The organism is Pseudomonas sp. GW821-FHT09C09 (assembly GCF_059418105.1).
In genome coordinates this window covers 139429-159090 of sequence record NZ_JBWKPF010000004.1, presented here as the reverse complement: position 1 = coordinate 159090, position 19662 = coordinate 139429, and the positions used below count along the sequence as shown (strand labels likewise).

Below are 19662 nucleotides of genomic sequence, written 5' to 3'. Positions count from 1 at the left end.
TATCAATCAATGGCGCTAGTGGCGCATATCCTGGATGAAGATTGCTAGCGATTTTTTGTTCGGTGGCTTGCTTTTGTTTTTGACGGCTTTTGCTTTTTTTCCCCTGAAGCAGCTTTTTGTTCGGGATACACATCGAGCGCGGCTTGAATGACCAGCTCAAGTCGTTCCCAACTTTTTATGTACTCTGCGAGACGCGAATGCCTAGGGATGAGGTTTGTTTCAACCGCTTTGATCATTGCTGCCCTGAGCATTGCATAGGTTGCTTTTTCAGCCATGAGTGAAGTCTCCCTTGAAGGAAACCTGGTCGAGTGTGTCAACGCCATCTTGAAGTAATACATAAACAGGAAGTATCAGTCGGTACAGATCTGAGTCATTGATGTCCTTGATGGTTACGGATGTCAGGGCCTCCAGAAGGCTGACAGCAGCGCGGATTCTGAAGCAGGCATCTTCGAATAACTGGCCGGATGTGGCATGTGTATCTATTAAGTAAGTTGGACTGTTGGTCGCATTGGCTTTAAGTGGAAAGTAACGAGTCATCGGGGGGCGTCCTGATAATTTTTGTCTGTATGGCTCAAAGAGCTGTTTGTTCTTCAAGCAGATTTGATGGGGTGTTTTATGTACTAGGTTGCTGAGCCATTACGAAGTCGAATAGCTCAGCATTCGGCTTAATTCTTTAAGCGGATTGTGTACTTGCTTCGCTGGACTCCGATGGCGAACTGCGAATCATCGTGTGTAGTTCTCCTGGCTGCGGCGGCCAGGCCTGCGGGTCGAGATCAAGATCAAGAAACTTGCTGGAGTCGAAAATGGGCGTCTTGATTCCGAAACGACGCTGCTCGTCGTAATCTCGCAAGATCCGGAGACAAACTTTAAACAGCAGTGCCATGGCTACGAGGTTGACCAGCGCCAGCAACGTCATGGTGATGTCGGCGAAAGCAAGCACGGTCGAAAGGTCCTCTACCGCCCCCCAGAACACCAAAACCAATACCAGCGAACGGTAGATAATCAGCGTTTTTCGAGGTTCGCCAAACATAAACCGAAGGCTGTTTTCCCCCAGGTAGTAGTTGTAGAGCATCGCAGTGAAGACAAATAGCGCCAGCACCACGCTGATGAACATTCGCCCCCATTCACCGACCACGGCTGCCAACGAGTTTTGTGCCAGCGCAACGCCGTCGCCCTCAAAGCCTGGCGCGTAGAAACCCGAAAGCAAAATGAGTAATGCCGTGCAGGTACAAATCACGAACGTATCGATGAAAACGCTGAATGCCTGCACGACGCCTTGTGCCACCGGATGGTCGACTTTCGCCACTGACGCGACATTGGGAGCGCTGCCCAGTCCCGCTTCATTGGAAAACACACCACGTCTCACACCCATGACGATTGCACTGCCGATCAATCCACCAAAGGCTTGATCCAAACCGAACGCGCTTCGGATGATAGTCATCAGCATTGGTGGAACCTGATCGAACTGCAGCACGATCACGTAACTCGTCACGCCGATGTAAGCGAGAACCTTCAACGGCACCAACAAGTCGGCTACGGCAGCTATTCGTTTTATCCCACCAATAAAAACTGCCCCGAGCAGCAGGGACAATGTGAGTCCTGACCACATGGGCGCCAGATCGAAAGCGTCTTTCAGCGAATGTGAGACTGCATGCGATTCGAGACCATTGATTGAAAATCCAAACGTCACTAGCAGTAGAAGCGCTGCAATTGTTCCGAGCCAGCGTTTGTCCAGACCGTGCTCGATGTACCAAGAGGGTCCGCCTCGAAACAGGCCATTCCCATCGCTACGTTTGTAGAGTTGGCCCAGTGTGCATTCGAAGACGCTACTCGACATGCCGAGCAAGGCTGTCATCCACATCCAGAAAACTGCGCCTGGGCCTCCCATGCTCACAGCAATCCCGACCCCGACGATATTCCCCGTGCCCACCCGCCCGGCGAGGCTGAGGGTCAATGCCTGAAACGAACTCAGATGGTGGCTGCCGCTGCGCCAACTGCCCAGTAGAACGGTAAACATGTGCAGGAAGTATCTGAACTGGACGAACCGTGATCGGATGGTGAAATAGCTACCCAGTCCAAGGACTACAGGGATCAAAACCTTTCCCGTAAGAAAGTCGTTGATGATGTCTAGCATTCAAAGCTCCTTGCTATTGAAAGTGCTGGCGTTTTTTATTGGCTGGTTAAGTCCTGAAACCTTTCAGGGCTCGTAATATCCAGCCATATTTCGCTGGGCGCAATTTCGCAACTTGCTTAAAAGTGATGCGAGTTGCTGCTATGGTTGCGCCTTCTAAAACTGTTTCAAGGATATTTATGTGGGAGTTTCTTCCAGCTAATTTAAGACTTCTGTGCAGTCACTACAGATCTGTCGCAGAAGTCTGTAGGAAGATTCGGATTAATCGTGGGCAATTCAATAAATATCTTTGCGGTAACAGCATTCCTACAGCCTTCAACCTGAAAAGAATCTGCGATTTTTTCGGGGTTGAGGAGTTTGAAATCGCTCTTCCAACCGAGCAATTCATCACACTGATTGGCGTGAAATCGAGGAAAGCCAGCACCGTCGATGAACAAACGGCACCGCAGAGAATGCTAGGGCACTTGCGTCAACGGTCCTCGCCGGAGCTCAAGGCGCACATCGGCTATTACTATGAGTACTACCACGCTATGACAGAGCCTGGCTCGATTTTGTGTTCGCTGGTGCACGTCCGAGAAGATGGGTCAGACATTGTCTATGAGCGAAACGAGCGCTTACAGATTGCGGGTGCTGAAGGCGAATTTGAACGGTATCGATACGTTGGGTTCGCTTACTACCTGAGAGATCGCCTGTTTCTTATCGACTACGAGTCGCTGACCTCGAACGAGATCAGCCAAACCATTCTCATACCTAGCTTCAAAAGCTGCATCACACGGCTCAACGGTCTGAAAATGGGTGTGTCCGCCGCTGACCATCGTGCTCCGGCTTGTTCGCGGGTCGTTTGGGAGTATCTGGGACCGGAAATCAATCGGATCGATGCCTATCGCCGGGTGCGTCTTTATGACGTTGATGATCCGGTTATCGATGACGACCTGCGTGCGCGACTCACTCAAACCAAGTTTGTTGATGGCCTGTTTGTAATTGCGTGACGATTCGCCGAGCCGGCGCAATACAACGCGTTGTCACTCAGGTCAGTCGGCATTAGTACTGTCGATCTGCTCCAGCATCCATTTCACGAAATCCCGCACCTTGGGCACTTCCGCCGCGTGTTCCGGGTAGGCCAGGTAATACGCGTCGGTACTGGGCATTGCATGCTGCCAGGGAGTGACCAGTTTGCCGTCGGCCAATTCCTCTTCCACCAGAAACCTCGGCAATAGCGCTACGCCGCAGCCGACCTGCGCCGCGCGGATGCACATATAAAAGGTTTCGAAGCGCGGGCCGTGGTAGCTGTGCTCGGTCTGGTAGCCCTGGCTGTCGAACCAGTCGTGCCACGCTTGCGGGCGCGAAGCATTCTGCAGCAGCACCAGATCGGTGAGTTGCGTTGGATCAGACAACGGAGTCTCCGGCAGGCTGCCGGGCGCGCAGACCGGCACCAGTTCTTCGCCGAACAGCTTCAGGCATTCGGTGCCGGGACGTGAGCCCTGGCCGAAATAGAACGCCAGGTCGCTGCGCCCTTGCAGCAGGTCATCGGCTTCCTGCTCGTTGCACAGATCCAGATGAATCGATGGATGCCGCAGGCGCCAGCCTTTGAGGCGCGGCACCAGCCAGCGGGCGCCGAAGGTCGAAGGTGTGGAGACGCGCAGGACTTCGGTTTCGCCGCCGTAGGAACGCAGGTAATGGGTCGACATCTCGACCTGGGTCAGGATTTTTCTGACTTCCACCAGGTACAGATCGCCGGCCGGTGTCATCTGCAAACGGCGGCGGACCCGACGGAACAACAAGTGCTGCAGCAATTCTTCGAGCTGCGCCACCTGCTTGCTGACAGCGCTCTGAGTCAGGTTCAGTTCCTCGGCGGCCCGGGTGAAACTCAGGTGCCGGGTCACGGCCTCGAAGCACTGCAGCGCGGTGATCGACGGCAAGTGGCGTTTGTTCAGCATGGGCGATCCTTTTCTTGTCTTTCTGCGCAGCATGAATAAACGGAATGATATCTCGCGTAAAGGTCGTTTGTTGCATGGCCTTCCTGAAGCTACAACTAAAGGCCTGCCCGGTCGTGAAAACGCGACCGCACACATTCAGTTTTTTGCTTGAGGAGTGACCCATGGTTGCCGCATTGCTTGATCGTCTTGGTGTGAATCCGGCCCTGTACCAGAACGGCAAAGTGCCGGTGCATTCGCCCATTGACGGCAGCCGCATCGGCGCCGTGAACTGGGAAGGCCCGGCCGAAGTCGAGCAGCACATCAGTCGCGCAGATCATGCGTTCGAACAATGGCGCAAGGTACCGGCCCCCCGTCGCGGCGAGCTGGTGCGTCAGTTCGGCGAAGTGCTGCGGGAATACAAGGCCGACCTCGGCGAGCTGGTTTCGTGGGAAGCGGGCAAGATCACCCAGGAAGGTCTCGGTGAAGTGCAGGAGATGATCGACATCTGCGACTTTGCCGTCGGCCTGTCCCGTCAGTTGTACGGTTTGACCATCGCCTCCGAGCGCCCGGGCCACCACATGCGTGAAACCTGGCACCCGCTGGGCGTGGTCGGCGTGATCAGCGCGTTCAACTTCCCGGTCGCGGTGTGGGCGTGGAACACCACGCTGGCGCTGGTCTGCGGCAACCCGGTGGTGTGGAAACCGTCGGAGAAAACCCCGCTGACCGCACTGGCCTGTCAGGCGCTGTTCGAGCGCGTACTGAAGAAATTCAGCGATGCCCCGGCGCACTTGAGCCAGGTGATCATCGGTGGCCGCGATGCCGGCGAAGCGCTGGTGGATGACCCGCGTGTCGCGCTGATCAGCGCCACCGGCAGCACCCGCATGGGCCGCGAAGTGGCGCCGAAAGTCGCCGCACGCTTCGCCCGCAGCATCCTTGAGCTGGGCGGCAACAACGCGATGATCCTCGGCCCGAGCGCCGATCTGGACATGGCGGTGCGTGCCATTCTGTTCAGCGCCGTCGGCACTGCCGGTCAGCGTTGCACCACGTTGCGTCGCCTGATCGCTCATGAATCGGTGAAAGAAGAAATCGTCACCCGCCTCAAGGCTGCCTATTCCAAGGTGCGCATCGGTCACCCGCTGGAAGGCAACCTGATCGGCCCGCTGATCGACAAGCACAGCTTCGAAAACATGCAGGACGCCCTGGAACAGGCGCTGAGCGAGGGCGGCCGGGTGTTCGGCGGCAAGCGGCAACTGGAAGATAAATTCCCCAACGCCTACTACGTGTCGCCAGCCATCGTTGAAATGCCGGAGCAGAGCGACGTGGTGTGCAGCGAAACCTTCGCACCGATCCTGTACGTGGTCGGCTACAGCGATTTCGATGAGGCGCTGCGCCTGAACAACGCCGTGCCGCAAGGCCTGTCGTCGTGCATCTTCACCACCGATGTGCGCGAGGCCGAGAAATTCATGTCGGCAGTCGGCAGTGACTGCGGCATCGCCAACGTCAACATTGGCCCGAGCGGCGCGGAGATTGGCGGTGCGTTTGGCGGTGAAAAAGAAACCGGTGGTGGTCGTGAGTCCGGTTCGGATGCGTGGCGCGCTTACATGCGCCGGCAGACCAACACCGTGAACTACTCGCTGGAGTTGCCGCTGGCGCAGGGCATCACGTTCGACTGACAGTTTTCTCAAAGCTATCGATCATTCCCACGCACTCGTGGGAATGATCTTTTAAGTGTGTTTGGCAGGTTTCTGTTGGAGTCTGGCAATGCCGTTACGCGAAGAATGTCTGTGGGAAAAGCTCACGCCGCAACGACCGGATAACACGGCGCTCAGGGGCGAGGTCAAAGTCGATGTCTGTGTGATCGGCGCCGGGTTTACCGGGTTGTCGGCGGCGCTGCATCTGTTGGAGAAGGGCAAAAGCGTCTGCGTGCTCGAAGCCCATCGCGCCGGGCAGGGTGGCTCCGGGCGCAATGTCGGACTGGTCAACGCCGGGATGTGGATTCCGCCGGACGAAATCGAGGCCGGGTTTGGCGAGGCCGTCGGCAGCCAGCTCAACCGCATGCTCGGTGCGGCGCCGGCGCTGGTGTTCAGCCTTGTGGATAAATACAACATCGATTGCCAGTTACGCCGCGAAGGCACCCTGCACATGGCGCACAACGCCAAGGGTGAGGCGGATCTGCGCAGTCGCGAAGAACAATGGAAACGCCGCGGCGCACCGGTCGAACTGCTGACCGGCAAGGCCTGTGAACAGGCGACCGGTACGCAAAAGATTGCCGCCGCGCTGCTCGACCGACGTGCCGGCACGCTCAATCCGATGGCGTATGTCACCGGGCTGGCGAAAGCCGTGGCGGGGCTCGGCGGGCAAATGTTCGATCATTCCCCGGTCACGCGCCTTGAACGTCAGGGCCAGCATTGGTCGGTGCAGACCGGGCAGGGTTCGGTGCAAGCCGAGCAAGTGGTGATCGCCTCCAACGCCTACACCGAAGGCGACTGGACCGAACTCAAACGCAATTTCTTCCCCGGTTACTACTATCAGGTCGCTTCGGTGCCGCTCACCGAAGACGCTGCCCAGGAAATCCTGCCGGGCGGGCAGGGCTCGTGGGATACCCGCCAGGTGCTGAGCAGCATCCGCCGCGACAAGGACGGGCGTCTGTTGCTGGGCAGCCTCGGTAACGGTAATCAGAAGCCGACCTGGTTCCTCAAGGCCTGGGCCGACCGGGTGCAGCAGCATTACTTCCCCAACCTCAAACCCGTGGAGTGGGAATGCACCTGGACCGGGCGCATCGCTTTTACTCCCGATCATTTGATGCGCCTGTTCGAGCCGGCGCCGGGACTGGTGGCCGTCACCGGTTACAACGGCCGTGGCGTGACCACCGGCACCGTTGTCGGCAAAGCCTTCGCCGACTACCTGTGTAACGGAAATCCTCAGGCCTTGCCGATTCCCTTTGCACCGATGCAGCCCCTGGCGGGCGTGGGTTTGCGCAGTTGCCTGTACGAGGCCGGGTTCTCGCTGTATCACGCGGGCCAGTGCCTGCGCATCGTCATCTGAATGTTGAAAATTGTTGCGTAACGCGGCGCTTTTGCGCGTAGCGACTAGCCTGTAATGGTGCGGGTTGTAGCAGTCCCGCACCAGCAGTGTGCAGTTCGGTGACGCGGGCTGTTACAGGCTGGTTGCACGTCGTTTGGCGCCGCGGTTGCAATGATGGCGCGTGCGGGTTGCGCCTGAAAAAACAAATGGTTTCACCTTCCGCGGTTTAGACGGTTGCACGCCCAATGAAAATGGGAACGAAACAGTCGAAATAACAAGAAAGCAGCGACTTTTTGAAGAATAAAAAACCGATGGCACGGCCCTTGCTCTGAGCAATCCAGTGAAGTCGCAGTGCCAACTAAAAAAAACCTTGGAGCACCACCTCATGTCCCAGACGTTTTACAAGAAAGGCTTTCTGGCCCTCGCAGTGGCTACTGCGCTGGGTGTTTCTGCGTTTGCACAAGCTGATGTGAAAATCGGTGTGGCGGGCCCCATGACGGGCGCCAACGCGGCATTTGGCGAACAGTACATGAAAGGGGCACAAGCGGCGGCCGACGCGGTCAACGCGGCGGGCGGCGTCAACGGGGAGAAAATCGTTCTGGTCAAGGGCGATGACGCTTGCGAACCGAAACAGGCGGTGACGGTCGCCAAGGACCTCACCAACCAGAAAGTCGCCGGTGTGGTCGGCCACTTCTGCTCTTCCTCCACCATTCCTGCGTCCGAGATCTACGACGAAGCCGGCATCATCGCGATCACCCCGGGTTCCACCAACCCGCAAGTGACCGAGCGCGGTCTGAGCGCCATGTTCCGTATGTGCGGCCGTGACGATCAGCAAGGCATCGTCGCCGGCGACTACATCGTCGACGTGCTCAAGGGCAAGAAAGTGGCCGTGCTGCACGACAAGGACACCTACGGTCAGGGCCTGGCCGATGCGACCAAGGCACAGCTGGAAAAACGCGGCGTGAAGCCGGTGCTGTACGAAGGCCTGACCCGTGGCGAGAAAGACTTCAGCGCCGTGGTCACCAAGATCCGCGCGGCCGGTGCCGACGTGGTCTACTTCGGCGGCCTGCACCCGGAAGCCGGTCCACTGGTCAAGCAACTGCGTACCGAAGGCCTGAAAGACGTGAAGTTCATGTCTGACGACGGCATCGTGACTGACGAACTGGTGACCACCGCCGGCGGCCCGCAATACGTCGACGGCGTGCTGATGACCTTCGGCGCCGACCCGCGCCTGCTGCCGGAAAGCAAGACTGTGGTCGAGCAGTTCCGCAAATCCGGCACCGAGCCTGAAGGCTACACCCTGTACGCCTACGCCTCGATCCAGGCCCTGGCCGCCGGCTTCAACGGCGCCAAGTCCAACAAGGGCGAAGACGCTGCCAAATGGCTGAAAGCCAACCCTGTGAAAACCGTGATGGGCGAGAAGACCTGGGACGCCAAGGGCGACCTGAAAGTCTCCGACTACGTGGTCTACCAGTGGGACGCGACCGGCAAATATCACCAGCTGGAAAAACAGAAGTAAGGGCTGACGCGATCGGCTGACCTCCGCAGAACTTCTGTGGGGGCAGTCCGGTCGTGGCTGACACTGCTCCGACGTAAATCTGTATTTTTCCTAGAAGAACCGCGCGCCCCCGGGTGTGCAGGTTCTCACTGCGTGAGATTGCGTTATGGATGGTATTTTCCTGCAGCAACTGGTCAACGGCCTGACCCTCGGGTCGGTCTATGGCCTGATCGCCATCGGCTACACAATGGTCTACGGCATCATCGGCATGATCAACTTCGCCCACGGCGAGGTTTACATGATTTCCGCTTACCTCGCGGCAATCAGTCTGGCTCTGCTGGCTTACTTCGGTATCGAATCCTTCCCGCTGCTGATGCTCGGCACACTGGTCTTCACCATCGTCGTCACGGGGGTGTATGGCTGGGTCATCGAACGCATCGCCTACAAACCACTGCGCAACTCCACCCGACTGGCTCCGCTGATCAGCGCCATCGGTATCTCCCTGATCCTGCAAAACTATGCCCAGATCAGCCAGGGCGCCCGCCAACAGGGTGTTCCGACGCTGCTTACCGGCGCCTGGCGCATCGACGTCGGCTCGGGCTTCGTCCAGCTGACCTACACCAAGATCTTCATTCTCGTCGCGGCGTTCGTCGGGATGGGCCTGCTGACCTATGTGATCAAGTACACCAAGCTCGGCCGCATGTGCCGCGCGACCCAGCAAGACCGCAAGATGGCCTCGATCCTGGGGATCAACACCGACCGGGTGATTTCCTATGTGTTCATCATCGGTGCAGCGATGGCGGCCCTGGCCGGCGTGCTGATCACCATGAACTACGGCACGTTCGACTTCTACGCAGGCTTCGTCATCGGCATCAAGGCGTTCACCGCCGCGGTGCTCGGCGGGATCGGCTCGCTGCCTGGCGCCATGTTGGGCGGGATCATCCTCGGGATCTCCGAGTCGCTGTTCTCGGGCCTGGTCAACTCCGACTACAAAGACGTGTTCAGCTTCTCGCTGCTCGTACTTGTTCTGGTCTTCCGGCCTCAGGGCCTGCTGGGCCGTCCTCTTGTGTCGAAGGTGTAAGCGATGTCTTCAACCACTACAAAATCCATTGATGTCAAAAAAAGCCTGGTTGAGGCGATTCTCGCCGGTCTGATTGCCCTGATCGTGTTCGGGCCGATTGTCGGCGTGGTACTCGACGGCTACAGCTTCAACCTCGAACCGACCCGCGTGGCGTGGATCATTGCCATCGTCATGGCCGGCCGCTTTGCCCTGAGCCTGTTCCTGCAAACCCCCAAGGGCCTGAAAATCCTCGAAGGTTTCGAGAGCACCGGTTCCGGCGTGCATGTGCTGCCCGCCGATCACAAGTCCAGGCTGCGCTGGATCATCCCGCTGCTGATCGTGCTGGCGGTGATCGTGCCTTTCGTTTCCAATTCCTACCTGCTGGGCGTGGTCATCCTCGGACTGATCTACGTGCTGCTGGGGCTGGGGCTGAACATCGTGGTCGGTCTGGCCGGCCTGCTCGACCTCGGTTACGTGGCGTTCTACGCCATCGGCGCCTACGGTCTGGCGCTCGGTTATCAGTACCTCGGGCTGGGTTTCTGGACGGTGCTGCCGCTGGCGGCGATCACCGCTGGCCTTGCCGGTTGCATCCTCGGTTTCCCGGTGCTGCGTCTGCACGGTGACTACCTGGCGATCGTGACCCTCGGTTTCGGTGAAATCATCCGTCTGATCCTCAACAACTGGTTGTCGCTGACTGGCGGTCCGAACGGCATGCCGGCACCTCTGCCGACGTTCTTCGGCCTGGAGTTCGGCAAGCGGGCGAAGGATGGCGGGGTGCCGTTCCACGAGTTCTTCGGCATCGCCTACAACCCGGACGTGAAGTATTACTTCATCTACGCGGTGCTGTTCCTGGTGGTGCTGGCCGTGCTGTACATCAAGCACCGTCTGGTGAAAATGCCGGTCGGCCGCGCCTGGGAAGCCCTGCGTGAAGACGAGATCGCCTGCCGCTCGATGGGCCTGAACCACGTGCTGGTCAAGCTCTCGGCGTTCACCATCGGTGCGTCAACGGCGGGTCTGGCGGGTGTGTTCTTCGCCACCTATCAAGGCTTCGTCAACCCGACCTCGTTCACCTTCTTCGAATCGGCATTGATCCTCGCCATCGTCGTGCTCGGTGGCATGGGCTCGACCATCGGCGTGGTGATCGCAGCGTTCGTGCTGACCGTCGCCCCGGAACTGCTGCGCGGCTTCGCCGAATACCGCGTGCTGCTGTTCGGGATCCTGATGGTGTTGATGATGATCTGGCGACCTCGCGGACTGATCCGCATCAGCCGTACCGGGGTCACTCCACGCAAAGGTGCCATTCACTATGAGAGGACTGCGCCATGAGTGAAGTCGTACTCTCTGTTGAAAAGCTGATGATGCACTTCGGCGGCATCAAGGCCTTGAGCGACGTCAGCCTGAAGGTCAAACGCAACTCGATCTTCGCCCTGATCGGCCCCAACGGCGCCGGCAAGACCACGGTGTTCAACTGCCTGACCGGGTTCTACAAGGCCTCCGGCGGCAAGATCGAACTCAACGTGCGCGGCCAGCAGACCAATGTCATCAAGCTGCTGGGCGAGTCGTTCAAGCCGACCGACTTCGTCTCGCCGAAAAACTTCGCCAGTCGCCTGTATTACAAGATGTTCGGCGGCACCCACCTGGTGAACCGCGCGGGCCTGGCCCGGACGTTCCAGAACATTCGCCTGTTCAAGGAAATGTCGGTGCTGGAAAACCTGCTGGTGGCCCAGCACATGTGGGTCAACCGCAACATGCTGGCCGGCATCCTCAACACCAAGGGCTATCGCAAGGCCGAAAGCGACGCGCTGGACTGCGCGTTCTACTGGCTGGAAGTGGTGGATCTGGTGGACTGCGCCAACCGTCTGGCCGGTGAACTGTCCTACGGCCAGCAACGCCGTCTGGAGATCGCCCGGGCCATGTGCACGCGGCCGCAGATCATCTGCCTCGACGAACCGGCCGCCGGCCTCAACCCTCAGGAAACCGAAGCGCTGAGCGCGATGATCCGGCTGCTGCGCGACGAGCACGATCTGACCGTGGTGCTGATCGAACACGACATGGGCATGGTAATGAGCATTTCCGATCACATCGTGGTGCTGGACCACGGCATCGTCATCGCCGAGGGCGGTCCGGACGATATCCGCCACGATCCGAAGGTGATTGCGGCTTACCTGGGCGCCGACGAAGAGGAAGTCGTATGACGCAACCCATCCTCGAACTCAAGGATCTGGACGTGTTCTACGGCCCGATCCAGGCCCTAAAGGGCGTCTCGCTGCAGATCAACGAAGGGGAAACCGTCAGCCTGATCGGCTCCAACGGTGCCGGCAAGTCGACGCTGCTGATGTCGATCTTCGGCCAGCCACGGGCGGCGGGCGGGCAGATCCTCTATCAGGGCGTGGACATTACCCACAAGTCATCGCACTACATCGCTTCCAACGGCATCGCGCAGTCGCCGGAAGGGCGGCGGGTGTTCCCCGACATGACCGTCGAGGAAAACCTGCTGATGGGCACCATCCCGATTGGCGACAAGTACGCCAAGGAGGACATGCAGCGCATGTTCGAGCTGTTCCCGCGGCTCGAAGAGCGTCGCACCCAGCGCGCCATGACCATGTCCGGCGGCGAACAGCAAATGCTCGCCATCGCCCGGGCCCTGATGAGCCGACCCAAGCTGTTGCTGCTGGATGAGCCGAGCCTGGGGCTGGCGCCGATCGTGGTGAAACAGATCTTCGCCACCCTGCGGGAACTGGCGAAAACCGGCATGACTATTTTCCTCGTCGAGCAGAACGCCAACCATGCGTTGAAGCTGTCCGACCGGGCCTACGTGATGGTCAACGGCGAGATCCGCCTGACCGGCACCGGCAAGGAATTGCTGGTGAACGAGGAGGTGCGTAACGCCTATCTTGGCGGGCACTGAGTTCTCAGGTTTTCCACAGCGATAAAGAGCCCCGAGACGCGAGTCCCGGGGCTTTTTTGTATCCAGAATCGATCACGATCCACGCCATTCCCGAAATTGTGGAAAACAAAATCACCAACCTGCCAAAGCGCGACATATAGACGCTGCAAATCGCTGTTTTTCCAAAGTTTTGACTTGTCCCCGTTTGCTGTGGAGCCGGCTGTGAATAACGTGGGAGTAGCTGGCTGAGAGCCTTTCAAACCGTGGCTTGCAGGCGTGTGATTGTTTTTTGATCAGGGTTTTTGCCGGTTGCTGGAGACCCGTTTGTCAACCCTTTTATGGCCATGGCAAAACAGGCGAATACATGTGGGCAAGCCTGTGGATAAGTCTGTGATTAAACTCTGGAAAGACTGCGCTGAGGGCCGTGATTACTGGCCCTGCGCAATCACGGTGGTGACCGGTCGGTCGTGCAAAATGCCTTGCCCGGCACAATCGGCGGATCAGGGTCAAGCGAAAAACTTTGCTTTTGTCGCGCAAAGCCTTGTGTGGCGCGGCTTTGCGCTTTTCCACTTGCCCCCGGAAACTGTGGAAGGGCTTGTGGATAACGTGCGTGCATGTGGCTACAGGCCACGGTGCGTATGGCGTAGCGGCCATTGATCAATTAATGAGCAGGGTTCGGTGGTTGCCGGTTAAAGCAGGGCCGGGCATGCTGCCTGCTGATTTTCTATTCCAATGGCTGCCCCGGGTGGCCGAAGCAAGGAGAACACGATGTCCAACACCCTGTTTATCACCGGCGCGACGTCCGGTTTTGGTGAAGCCTGTGCCCGTCGTTTTGCCGAGGCTGGCTGGAAACTGGTGCTGACCGGTCGTCGTGAAGAACGCCTCAACGCGCTGTGCGCCGAGCTGTCGAAGCAGACTGAAGTACATGGCCTGGTGCTGGACGTGCGTGATCGCAAGGCAATGGAGGAGGCGATTGCCAACCTGCCGCCATCCTTCGCCAAACTGCGTGGACTTATCAACAACGCCGGGCTGGCGCTGGGCGTAGACCCTGCACCGAAGTGCGACCTCGACGATTGGGACACCATGGTCGACACCAACGTCAAAGGCCTGATGTACAGCACTCGCCTGTTGCTGCCACGCCTGATCGCCCATGGTCGCGGCGCCGGCATCGTCAATCTGGGTTCCATCGCCGGTAACTACCCGTATCCGGGCAGCCACGTTTATGGCGCGACCAAGGCGTTCGTCAAACAGTTCTCGCTGAACCTGCGTTGCGACTTGCAGGGCACCGGCGTGCGCGTCAGCAACATCGAGCCGGGCCTGTGCGAGAGCGAGTTCTCGCTGGTGCGTTTCGCTGGTGACCAGGCGCGTTACGACGCGACCTACGCCGGTGCCGAGCCGATCCAGCCGCAGGACATCGCCGAGACGATCTTCTGGGTGCTGAATGCCCCGGCGCACATCAACATCAACAGCCTGGAGCTGATGCCGGTGAGCCAGACCTGGGCGGGTTTTGCCATCGAGCGCAACAAGGCTTGATACGGTTTTGCCCTCTTCGCCAGCCAGCCGGCGAAGAGGGCAAATCGGCCAGAATCTGGCAGTAAGGTAGACTCATCCCTCAACAACCCAACCGCACCCTGCGGTTATCAAGGTTTTTCGAGGAGTCAAAGTGAGTAACCGAGGTGAGCAGTCGCTGCTCAAACAATCGACCATCCTGATGTTCGCCGTGTCGATCGCCGGGATCGCCACCGGTTTTGTTTCGGGTTCCCAGTCCATCCTGTTCGATGGCTTTTTTTCGCTGATTGCCACGTTCATCAAAGTGCTGATGCTGATCACCGCGAAGCTGATCGCCAAGCAAAGCAACCAGCGTTTCCAGTTCGGTTTCTGGCACCTGGAGCCGATGGTGCTGCTGATCGAGGGCAGCTTCCTGTTGCTGATCGCTATCTACGCGTTTCTCAACGGCGTGTTCGGCATCATCAATGGCGGTCGTGAAATCGAACTGGGTCTGGTGATCATCTACGCGGCAGTGTTCACCGTCGTCGAGTTCGCCTACTTCTTCTACGTGCGCCACCGCAATCGCAAGCTCAAATCGAGCCTGATCCAGTTCGACAACATCAGCTGGCTGGTGGACGCGATGCTGTCCGTGGGCCTGTTGATCAGTTTCCTCGCGGCGCTGCTGCTCAAGTCCCAGGGCTATGGCGAGTGGGCAAGGTTCGTCGACCCGCTGATTCTCATCGTACTGGCCCTGACCATGCTGCCTCCGGCGTTCAAGATCCTTGGTCCGGCGCTGCGTGACGTACTCGGCATTGCGCCGGACACGCTGGATGAGCAGGTGCGCGAGGTGATGGAGGCGGCGAAGGTCGAGCATGGTTTCGACGATTACGTGTCCTACGTGCAGAAGCACGGGCGGGCGCGGTTCATCGAGATTCATGTGGTGTTGCCGGCGGATTACCGGTTGCAGAGCGTCGGCCAGCTGGATGGGCTGCGCGAGCAGATTTCCGCGAAGCTGGGCAAACCGGACGCGGCGCGCTGGCTGACCATCAGCTTCACCGGCGACAGGAAGTGGATTGCCTGATGTTGCGTGGCGAGGGAGTTTGCTCCCTCGCCACGGCTGTCAGCTCAGATAGTCGGTGAGGCCGCGATAGCAGGTCGCCAAGTGATACGGCGTGGTCGACGGCATGTCCTTGCGGCTGACCTCGCCCTGCTCGTCGCGGCATTCATGCCAGCCACCCGCATGCAGGAAGCGCTGCTGCAACGCCTGCAACTGGCGCAACACGGCGGCTTCGCTGTCCGGGCGCAAGGTCAGGGCACGCAGGTACTCGGCCTGGGCCCAGATGCGCTGGGTCGAATCTTTCGGGCGTCCGTCCATATTCAGATCGAGCATGGCCCGCACCGCACCGGACGATTGCACCACGCCGTACTGCTCGGTGAACGCAAAGGCCCGGTCCAGCGCGGCATGCAGTTTCGAACCGCGCAGCAGGGGCGAGGACTCCAGCAGGAAATACCATTCGAACTGATGGCCCGGCTCATACCAGTTATCCACAGCCCCCAGTGGTTTCTCCATCAGCACACCGGCCTGCGGATCGACGAAACGCTTGTGCATGGCTGTGCATAACTCGCTCAACGCCTGCTTGACCTGCGCATCTTCGCGCACTGCCAGGGTGGCTAGGAAGGCTTCGGCCAGGTGCATCAATGGGTTTTGCAGCGGGCCGGTTTCCAGGGTAATCCAGTCACGGTCGAGGCAGGCTTCATAGAGGCCGTCACCGGTGGCGAAACGCCGGCCGATGACTTCCAGCGCAGCGTTCAGGGTCGATTCGACCAAGGGCTCGCGGGACTTTTCCCAGTAATGCGCGCAAGCGAACAGGATGAAGGCGTGGGTGTAGAGGTCTTTGCGCTGATCCAGCGGTTTGCCCTGGGGATCGATGCTGTAGAACCAGCCTCCGTACTCGGCATCGTGGAAGTGCCGTTGCAGGGAACGGAACAGTGCGGCCGCCCGAGTTTCGGCGTTATCCACAACCCCGATCAGGCTGGAAAACAGATACAGCTGCCGTGCACAGGCCATGGCCCGATAGCGCTGCGGTGGCAGCGGCTGATGCGCGGCGTCCAGCGCCTCGTAAGGCAGTGCCATGTCGGCGTTCCAGCCCGGTCCTTGCCAGAGGGGCACGATCACGTCCAGAAAGTGCTGTTGCACTTCACCGAACAGGGTGGTCAATTCAGGCAGGGAGGCGGAGCGGGAAGCGTGGGGCATGGGCGGACGTCGTCACGGCAGGGGCGATTGCGCGACATGGTAGCAGAGAGTGGCGACCGATCGTTCCCGCGCCATGCGCAGGAACGATCAGAGGTACAAATCAGCCGGCCAGCAACCACGCGCCGGTCACCGCCGAAGCGGCTCCGGCCAATCGCACCAGCGGCGCGGCAGCCTGAGGCAGAAAACGCACGACCGCATAACCCGCCGCATGCAGTGCAGCTGTCGCGACCACGAAACCGGCGGCATACGCCCACGGGCTCGACATGTCCGGCAACTCCAGACCATGGGCCACGCCATGGAACAGTGCAAACAACGCCGTCGCCGCCACTGCCATCACCAACGGCGGACGCACCGCCAGCGCTACCGCCAGGCCCAGCGCCAGCACCGACGCGGCAATCCCGCTTTCCAGCGCCGGCAACTCCAGCCCTTCAAAGCCGAGCAGGCCGCCGATCAGCATGGTGCCGACAAAGGTGCACGGCAGCGCCCAGCGCGCCGCGCCTTGCTGCTGCGCCGCCCACAGGCCGACGGCCACCATCGCCAGCAAATGGTCGAGGCCGCCGATCGGGTGGCTGATACCTGCGACGAGGCCAGAGTCGCCGTGGCCGGGGTGAGCGAAGGCCAGTGCCGGTGTCAGCAGGAGTGCGATGGCGCCGAGAATACGTTTGAGTGTCATGGAGAAGCTTCCTTGTTGATCTGTGAATCAGGCTGCAGTCAGCAGGCCCTGGCGTTCGATGAAGGCGATGATGTCTTCCAGGCCCTGACCGGTTTTCTGGTTGCTGAACACGAACGGCTTGCCGTTGCGCATGCGTTGGGTGTCGCTGTTCATCATCTCCAGCGAGGCGCCGACCAGCGGTGCGAGGTCGATCTTGTTGATCACCAGCAGGTCGGATTTGCAGATGCCGGGCCCGCCCTTGCGCGGCAGCTTGTCGCCGGCCGAAACGTCGATCACATAGATAGTCAGGTCGGACAGTTCCGGGCTGAAGGTCGCGGAAAGGTTGTCGCCACCGGACTCCACCAGAATCAGGTCCAGCCCCGGAAAACGCCGGTTCAGTTGATCCACCGCTTCGAGGTTGATCGACGCGTCTTCGCGAATCGCCGTGTGCGGGCAGCCGCCGGTTTCCACGCCGATGATGCGTTCCGGTGCCAGCGCTTCATTGCGCACCAGAAAGTCGGCGTCTTCGCGGGTGTAGATGTCGTTGGTGACCACGGCGAGGTTGTAGCGCTCGCGCAGCGCCAGGCACAGGGCCAGGGTCAACGCGGTTTTGCCGGAACCGACCGGGCCGCCGATGCCGACGCGCAGGGGTTGTGTGTTCATGTGATTCTCCAGACTGAAAGGCCCTAGGAACGGAACAGGCGGCTGTACTGGCGCTCATGGGCCATGCACGCCAGGGACAGACCGAACGCGGCGCTGCCGAGGTGTTCGGGATTGATTCGGGTGGTGTCCTGCTGGGCTTGTTGCAACAGCGGCAGCAGTTCGCTGGTCAGGCGCTGGGCGGCTTGCTGGCCCAGCGGCAGGGTTTTCATCAAGACCGCGAGCTGGTTTTCCAGCCAGCTCCACAGCCACGCGGCGAGGGCGTCCTGTGGGCTGATTTGCCAGGCACGGGCGGCCAGTGCCCAGCACAGGGCAAGGTGCGGTTCCGCGCAGTGTTCGAGAAAGTCCCGCGCGGCCTGATCGAGTTCGGGCAAGCCGTTGAGCAACTGCTGCAACGAGTAGCCCATCTGCCGGCTCTCCAGATGCAGCTCGCGGGTTTCGCGGCTGGCGCGGTGGCTCTCGCAGAGCTTGCGCAATTCACCCCAGTGTTCGTCCGCGGCGGCCTGGCAATGGGCGAGCAGCAGGGGAGCCTCGAACCGCGCGAGGTTGAGCAGCAATTGATCGCTGATCCAGCACCGGGCGCTGTCCGGGTTATTCACTCGGCCGTTATCCACAGCCATCTCCAGACCCTGGGAATAGCTGTAGCCGCCAATCGGCAGTTGCGGACTGGCCAGGCGCAGCAGCGCCCAGGCCGGGTTCACAAACGGACGCCGAACTGGTGGAGTTTCGGCGCGTAGTTGAAGTCTTCTTCACCGTGCCGCGAATGGTGATGGCCGCCACCGTAGGCGCCGTGTTCCGGCTGGAACGGTGCTTCGATGGATTCGACCTGCGCACCCAGTTGTTCGAGCATGGCCTTGAGCACGTAGTCGTCGAGCAGGCGCAACCAGCCGTCACCGACTTGCAGCGCTACATGGCGATTGCCCAGGTGATAGGCCGCGCGGGTCAGTTCGAAGGCGTTGGCGCAGGTGACGTGCAACAGTTGTTCGGGGCGGGCGCAGACCCGGACGATCCGGCCATCTTCAGCCTGCAGGCATTCGCCGTCATGTAGCGGCGGCTGGCCGCGCTCCAGAAACAGTCCGACGTCTTCGCCGTCGGCACTGAAACAGCGCAGACGGCTTTTGCTCCTGGCCTCGAAGGTCAGGTGCAACTCGGCGGCCCAGACGGGTTGGGGATCGATTCTGCGATGAATCACCAGCATCGGAAAGCTTCCTGCTAAGAACAATGCTCAGGCTAGAGCAAGGGGCTTGCCAATCGGACGAGACGTAGGAAAACCCTGTCGGAGACTAGCGGATGTTTCAAGATGTTGCAGGATTGTGAGGTGTTTTGGTGCATGAAGTTTTTTACATGCACCAATTTGCGGCGCAAAAAAAATCGCAGCCTTGGCTGCGATTTTTTGCTGACTCACTCGGTACTGCCGAGCCCTTGCCAGTGCTTCAACCCGATAAAGATGAAGCGCAACTGCTGGGTGATCTTCGCCTGGGGCGTCAGATGTTCGGGCAGGGCTTCGGCGGGCGGGTCGATGATGTCCGGCAGGGTGGCGAACACCGATTTGACGATCAGGTCGGCCATCACGCTCAAACCCTCGCGATTGAGGTGCTGGAGCTTGGGCATCAGGGCCAGGTCCGCCGCCAGGTCGGAACTGATGTCCTCCCGCAAACGGCCAATCGCCTGACGTACCGGCAACGATCCACCGTATTGCTCGCGGGCCAGGAACAGAAACTGCGAACGGTTGGCGCTGACCACGTCGAGGAAGATCCGCACCGAGGCATCGATGATGCCGCCCATGACGAATTCGTTGTGGCGCACCAGGCGGATGGTTTCGCGAAAGGTCTGGCCGACTTCGCTGACCAGTACCAGACCGAGTTCGTCCATGTCGGCGAAATGCCGGTAGAAACCGGTGGGCACGATGCCGGCGGTTTTCGTCACTTCACGCAGGCTCAGGCTGCCGAATCCTCGGCCGCTTTCCATCAAATGGCGGGCAGCGTCCATCAGGGCATTGCGGGTCTGTTGTTTCTGTTCGGCGCGGGGCAGCATCGCAAGGGTGTGTTCTTAGGCAAGACAAGCGCCGCACTCTAGCAAATCGGCTTTGTCG

The 19662-nt window shown here is 59.7% G+C and carries 21 protein-coding genes; 11 read left to right on the top strand and 10 right to left on the bottom strand.

Annotated elements, in window-relative coordinates:
- Positions 1 to 44: 44 nt before the first annotated feature.
- The 3 genes from AC07NR_RS14285 to AC07NR_RS14275 form a co-directional block, all read right to left on the bottom strand.
- Entirely contained in the window at positions 45 to 275 is a 231-nt protein-coding gene (locus tag AC07NR_RS14285) for a hypothetical protein (protein WP_495078812.1), read from the bottom strand.
- On the bottom strand, positions 268 to 537 hold the full coding sequence (locus AC07NR_RS14280; RefSeq protein ID WP_495078811.1) for a hypothetical protein: 270 nt from the start codon (positions 535 to 537) through the stop codon (positions 268 to 270). The genes AC07NR_RS14285 and AC07NR_RS14280 overlap by 8 nt, the downstream gene beginning before the upstream one ends.
- A 136-nt stretch (positions 538 to 673) precedes the next feature.
- Positions 674 to 2134, bottom strand: a complete 1461-nt coding sequence (locus tag AC07NR_RS14275) for an alanine/glycine:cation symporter family protein (RefSeq protein WP_495078810.1) — start codon at positions 2132 to 2134, stop codon at positions 674 to 676.
- A 176-nt stretch (positions 2135 to 2310) separates the two neighbouring features.
- On the opposite strand from AC07NR_RS14275, the gene AC07NR_RS14270 reads away from it, so the two are divergent.
- Positions 2311 to 3120: a helix-turn-helix domain-containing protein gene (locus tag AC07NR_RS14270; protein ID WP_495078809.1), complete on the top strand. Its 810-nt coding sequence runs from the start codon at positions 2311 to 2313 to the stop codon at positions 3118 to 3120.
- Between the two features lie 42 nt (positions 3121 to 3162).
- On the opposite strand, the gene AC07NR_RS14265 is transcribed toward AC07NR_RS14270, so the two are convergent.
- On the bottom strand, positions 3163 to 4068 hold the full coding sequence (locus tag AC07NR_RS14265; protein WP_495078808.1) for a LysR family transcriptional regulator: 906 nt from the start codon (positions 4066 to 4068) through the stop codon (positions 3163 to 3165).
- Here AC07NR_RS14265 and AC07NR_RS14260 point away from each other — a divergent pair.
- From AC07NR_RS14260 to AC07NR_RS14215, 10 genes are all read left to right on the top strand, one after another.
- On the top strand, positions 4067 to 4219 hold the full coding sequence (locus AC07NR_RS14260) for a hypothetical protein (RefSeq protein WP_170931610.1): 153 nt from the start codon (positions 4067 to 4069) through the stop codon (positions 4217 to 4219). The genes AC07NR_RS14265 and AC07NR_RS14260 overlap by 2 nt on opposite strands.
- Before the next feature lie 10 nt (positions 4220 to 4229).
- Positions 4230 to 5720, top strand: a complete 1491-nt coding sequence (amaB, locus tag AC07NR_RS14255; RefSeq protein WP_475274627.1) for an L-piperidine-6-carboxylate dehydrogenase — start codon at positions 4230 to 4232, stop codon at positions 5718 to 5720.
- An 88-nt stretch (positions 5721 to 5808) separates the two neighbouring features.
- Positions 5809 to 7092: an L-pipecolate oxidase gene (gene amaA / locus AC07NR_RS14250; RefSeq protein WP_495078807.1), complete on the top strand. Its 1284-nt coding sequence runs from the start codon at positions 5809 to 5811 to the stop codon at positions 7090 to 7092.
- 364 nt (positions 7093 to 7456) lie between these two features.
- Positions 7457 to 8590: a branched-chain amino acid ABC transporter substrate-binding protein gene (locus tag AC07NR_RS14245; RefSeq protein WP_248738512.1), complete on the top strand. Its 1134-nt coding sequence runs from the start codon at positions 7457 to 7459 to the stop codon at positions 8588 to 8590.
- A gap of 145 nt (positions 8591 to 8735) precedes the next feature.
- Entirely contained in the window at positions 8736 to 9650 is a 915-nt protein-coding gene (locus AC07NR_RS14240) for an ABC transporter permease subunit (RefSeq protein ID WP_007950661.1), read from the top strand.
- 3 nt (positions 9651 to 9653) lie between these two features.
- Entirely contained in the window at positions 9654 to 10955 is a 1302-nt protein-coding gene (gene livM, locus AC07NR_RS14235) for a high-affinity branched-chain amino acid ABC transporter permease LivM (RefSeq protein ID WP_114881230.1), read from the top strand.
- Positions 10952 to 11824, top strand: a complete 873-nt coding sequence (locus AC07NR_RS14230) for an ATP-binding cassette domain-containing protein (protein ID WP_065258801.1) — start codon at positions 10952 to 10954, stop codon at positions 11822 to 11824. The genes livM and AC07NR_RS14230 overlap by 4 nt, the downstream gene beginning before the upstream one ends.
- Positions 11821 to 12537 carry an ABC transporter ATP-binding protein gene (locus tag AC07NR_RS14225; protein WP_007950655.1) on the top strand — a complete coding sequence of 239 codons (717 nt, stop codon included), beginning with the start codon at positions 11821 to 11823 and terminating at the stop codon, positions 12535 to 12537. Before AC07NR_RS14230 ends, AC07NR_RS14225 begins: the two co-directional genes overlap by 4 nt.
- Before the next feature lie 747 nt (positions 12538 to 13284).
- Entirely contained in the window at positions 13285 to 14049 is a 765-nt protein-coding gene (locus tag AC07NR_RS14220; protein ID WP_007950653.1) for an SDR family oxidoreductase, read from the top strand.
- Positions 14050 to 14179: 130 nt separating this feature from the next.
- On the top strand, positions 14180 to 15085 hold the full coding sequence (locus tag AC07NR_RS14215) for a cation diffusion facilitator family transporter (RefSeq protein ID WP_495078806.1): 906 nt from the start codon (positions 14180 to 14182) through the stop codon (positions 15083 to 15085).
- A 39-nt stretch (positions 15086 to 15124) separates the two neighbouring features.
- On the opposite strand, the gene AC07NR_RS14210 is transcribed toward AC07NR_RS14215, so the two are convergent.
- The 6 genes from AC07NR_RS14210 to AC07NR_RS14185 all read right to left on the bottom strand — a co-directional run bounded on the left by AC07NR_RS14210 (position 15125) and on the right by AC07NR_RS14185 (position 19604).
- On the bottom strand, positions 15125 to 16258 hold the full coding sequence (locus AC07NR_RS14210) for an AGE family epimerase/isomerase (RefSeq protein ID WP_495078805.1): 1134 nt from the start codon (positions 16256 to 16258) through the stop codon (positions 15125 to 15127).
- Positions 16259 to 16358: 100 nt separating this feature from the next.
- On the bottom strand, positions 16359 to 16931 hold the full coding sequence (locus tag AC07NR_RS14205; RefSeq protein WP_495078804.1) for a HupE/UreJ family protein: 573 nt from the start codon (positions 16929 to 16931) through the stop codon (positions 16359 to 16361).
- Between the two features lie 27 nt (positions 16932 to 16958).
- On the bottom strand, positions 16959 to 17573 hold the full coding sequence (gene ureG / locus AC07NR_RS14200; protein ID WP_007950645.1) for an urease accessory protein UreG: 615 nt from the start codon (positions 17571 to 17573) through the stop codon (positions 16959 to 16961).
- Between the two features lie 23 nt (positions 17574 to 17596).
- Positions 17597 to 18271, bottom strand: a complete 675-nt coding sequence (locus AC07NR_RS14195) for an urease accessory protein UreF (RefSeq protein WP_495078803.1) — start codon at positions 18269 to 18271, stop codon at positions 17597 to 17599.
- The gene (gene ureE / locus AC07NR_RS14190; RefSeq protein WP_085711182.1) at positions 18268 to 18768 is read right to left on the bottom strand and encodes an urease accessory protein UreE; all 501 of its coding nucleotides are present in this window, start codon (positions 18766 to 18768) and stop codon (positions 18268 to 18270) included. The genes AC07NR_RS14195 and ureE overlap by 4 nt, the downstream gene beginning before the upstream one ends.
- A 203-nt stretch (positions 18769 to 18971) precedes the next feature.
- Entirely contained in the window at positions 18972 to 19604 is a 633-nt protein-coding gene (locus AC07NR_RS14185; protein ID WP_007950628.1) for a TetR family transcriptional regulator, read from the bottom strand.
- Positions 19605 to 19662 lie beyond the last annotated feature (58 nt).

Coding starts and splice junctions, on each gene's coding strand:
- AC07NR_RS14280 (WP_495078811.1), bottom strand. CDS start 537: ATGACTCGTTACTTTCCACTTAAAGCCAATGCGACCAACAGTCCAACT.
- ureE (WP_085711182.1), bottom strand. CDS start 18,768: ATGCTGGTGATTCATCGCAGAATCGATCCCCAACCCGTCTGGGCCGCC.
- AC07NR_RS14220 (WP_007950653.1), top strand. CDS start 13,285: ATGTCCAACACCCTGTTTATCACCGGCGCGACGTCCGGTTTTGGTGAA.
- AC07NR_RS14265 (WP_495078808.1), bottom strand. CDS start 4,068: ATGCTGAACAAACGCCACTTGCCGTCGATCACCGCGCTGCAGTGCTTC.
- AC07NR_RS14245 (WP_248738512.1), top strand. CDS start 7,457: ATGTCCCAGACGTTTTACAAGAAAGGCTTTCTGGCCCTCGCAGTGGCT.
- AC07NR_RS14210 (WP_495078805.1), bottom strand. CDS start 16,258: ATGCCCCACGCTTCCCGCTCCGCCTCCCTGCCTGAATTGACCACCCTG.
- ureG (WP_007950645.1), bottom strand. CDS start 17,573: ATGAACACACAACCCCTGCGCGTCGGCATCGGCGGCCCGGTCGGTTCC.
- AC07NR_RS14285 (WP_495078812.1), bottom strand. CDS start 275: ATGGCTGAAAAAGCAACCTATGCAATGCTCAGGGCAGCAATGATCAAA.
- livM (WP_114881230.1), top strand. CDS start 9,654: ATGTCTTCAACCACTACAAAATCCATTGATGTCAAAAAAAGCCTGGTT.
- amaA (WP_495078807.1), top strand. CDS start 5,809: ATGCCGTTACGCGAAGAATGTCTGTGGGAAAAGCTCACGCCGCAACGA.
- AC07NR_RS14225 (WP_007950655.1), top strand. CDS start 11,821: ATGACGCAACCCATCCTCGAACTCAAGGATCTGGACGTGTTCTACGGC.
- AC07NR_RS14185 (WP_007950628.1), bottom strand. CDS start 19,604: ATGCTGCCCCGCGCCGAACAGAAACAACAGACCCGCAATGCCCTGATG.
- AC07NR_RS14275 (WP_495078810.1), bottom strand. CDS start 2,134: ATGCTAGACATCATCAACGACTTTCTTACGGGAAAGGTTTTGATCCCT.
- AC07NR_RS14230 (WP_065258801.1), top strand. CDS start 10,952: ATGAGTGAAGTCGTACTCTCTGTTGAAAAGCTGATGATGCACTTCGGC.
- AC07NR_RS14205 (WP_495078804.1), bottom strand. CDS start 16,931: ATGACACTCAAACGTATTCTCGGCGCCATCGCACTCCTGCTGACACCG.
- amaB (WP_475274627.1), top strand. CDS start 4,230: ATGGTTGCCGCATTGCTTGATCGTCTTGGTGTGAATCCGGCCCTGTAC.
- AC07NR_RS14270 (WP_495078809.1), top strand. CDS start 2,311: ATGTGGGAGTTTCTTCCAGCTAATTTAAGACTTCTGTGCAGTCACTAC.
- AC07NR_RS14260 (WP_170931610.1), top strand. CDS start 4,067: ATGGGCGATCCTTTTCTTGTCTTTCTGCGCAGCATGAATAAACGGAAT.
- AC07NR_RS14240 (WP_007950661.1), top strand. CDS start 8,736: ATGGATGGTATTTTCCTGCAGCAACTGGTCAACGGCCTGACCCTCGGG.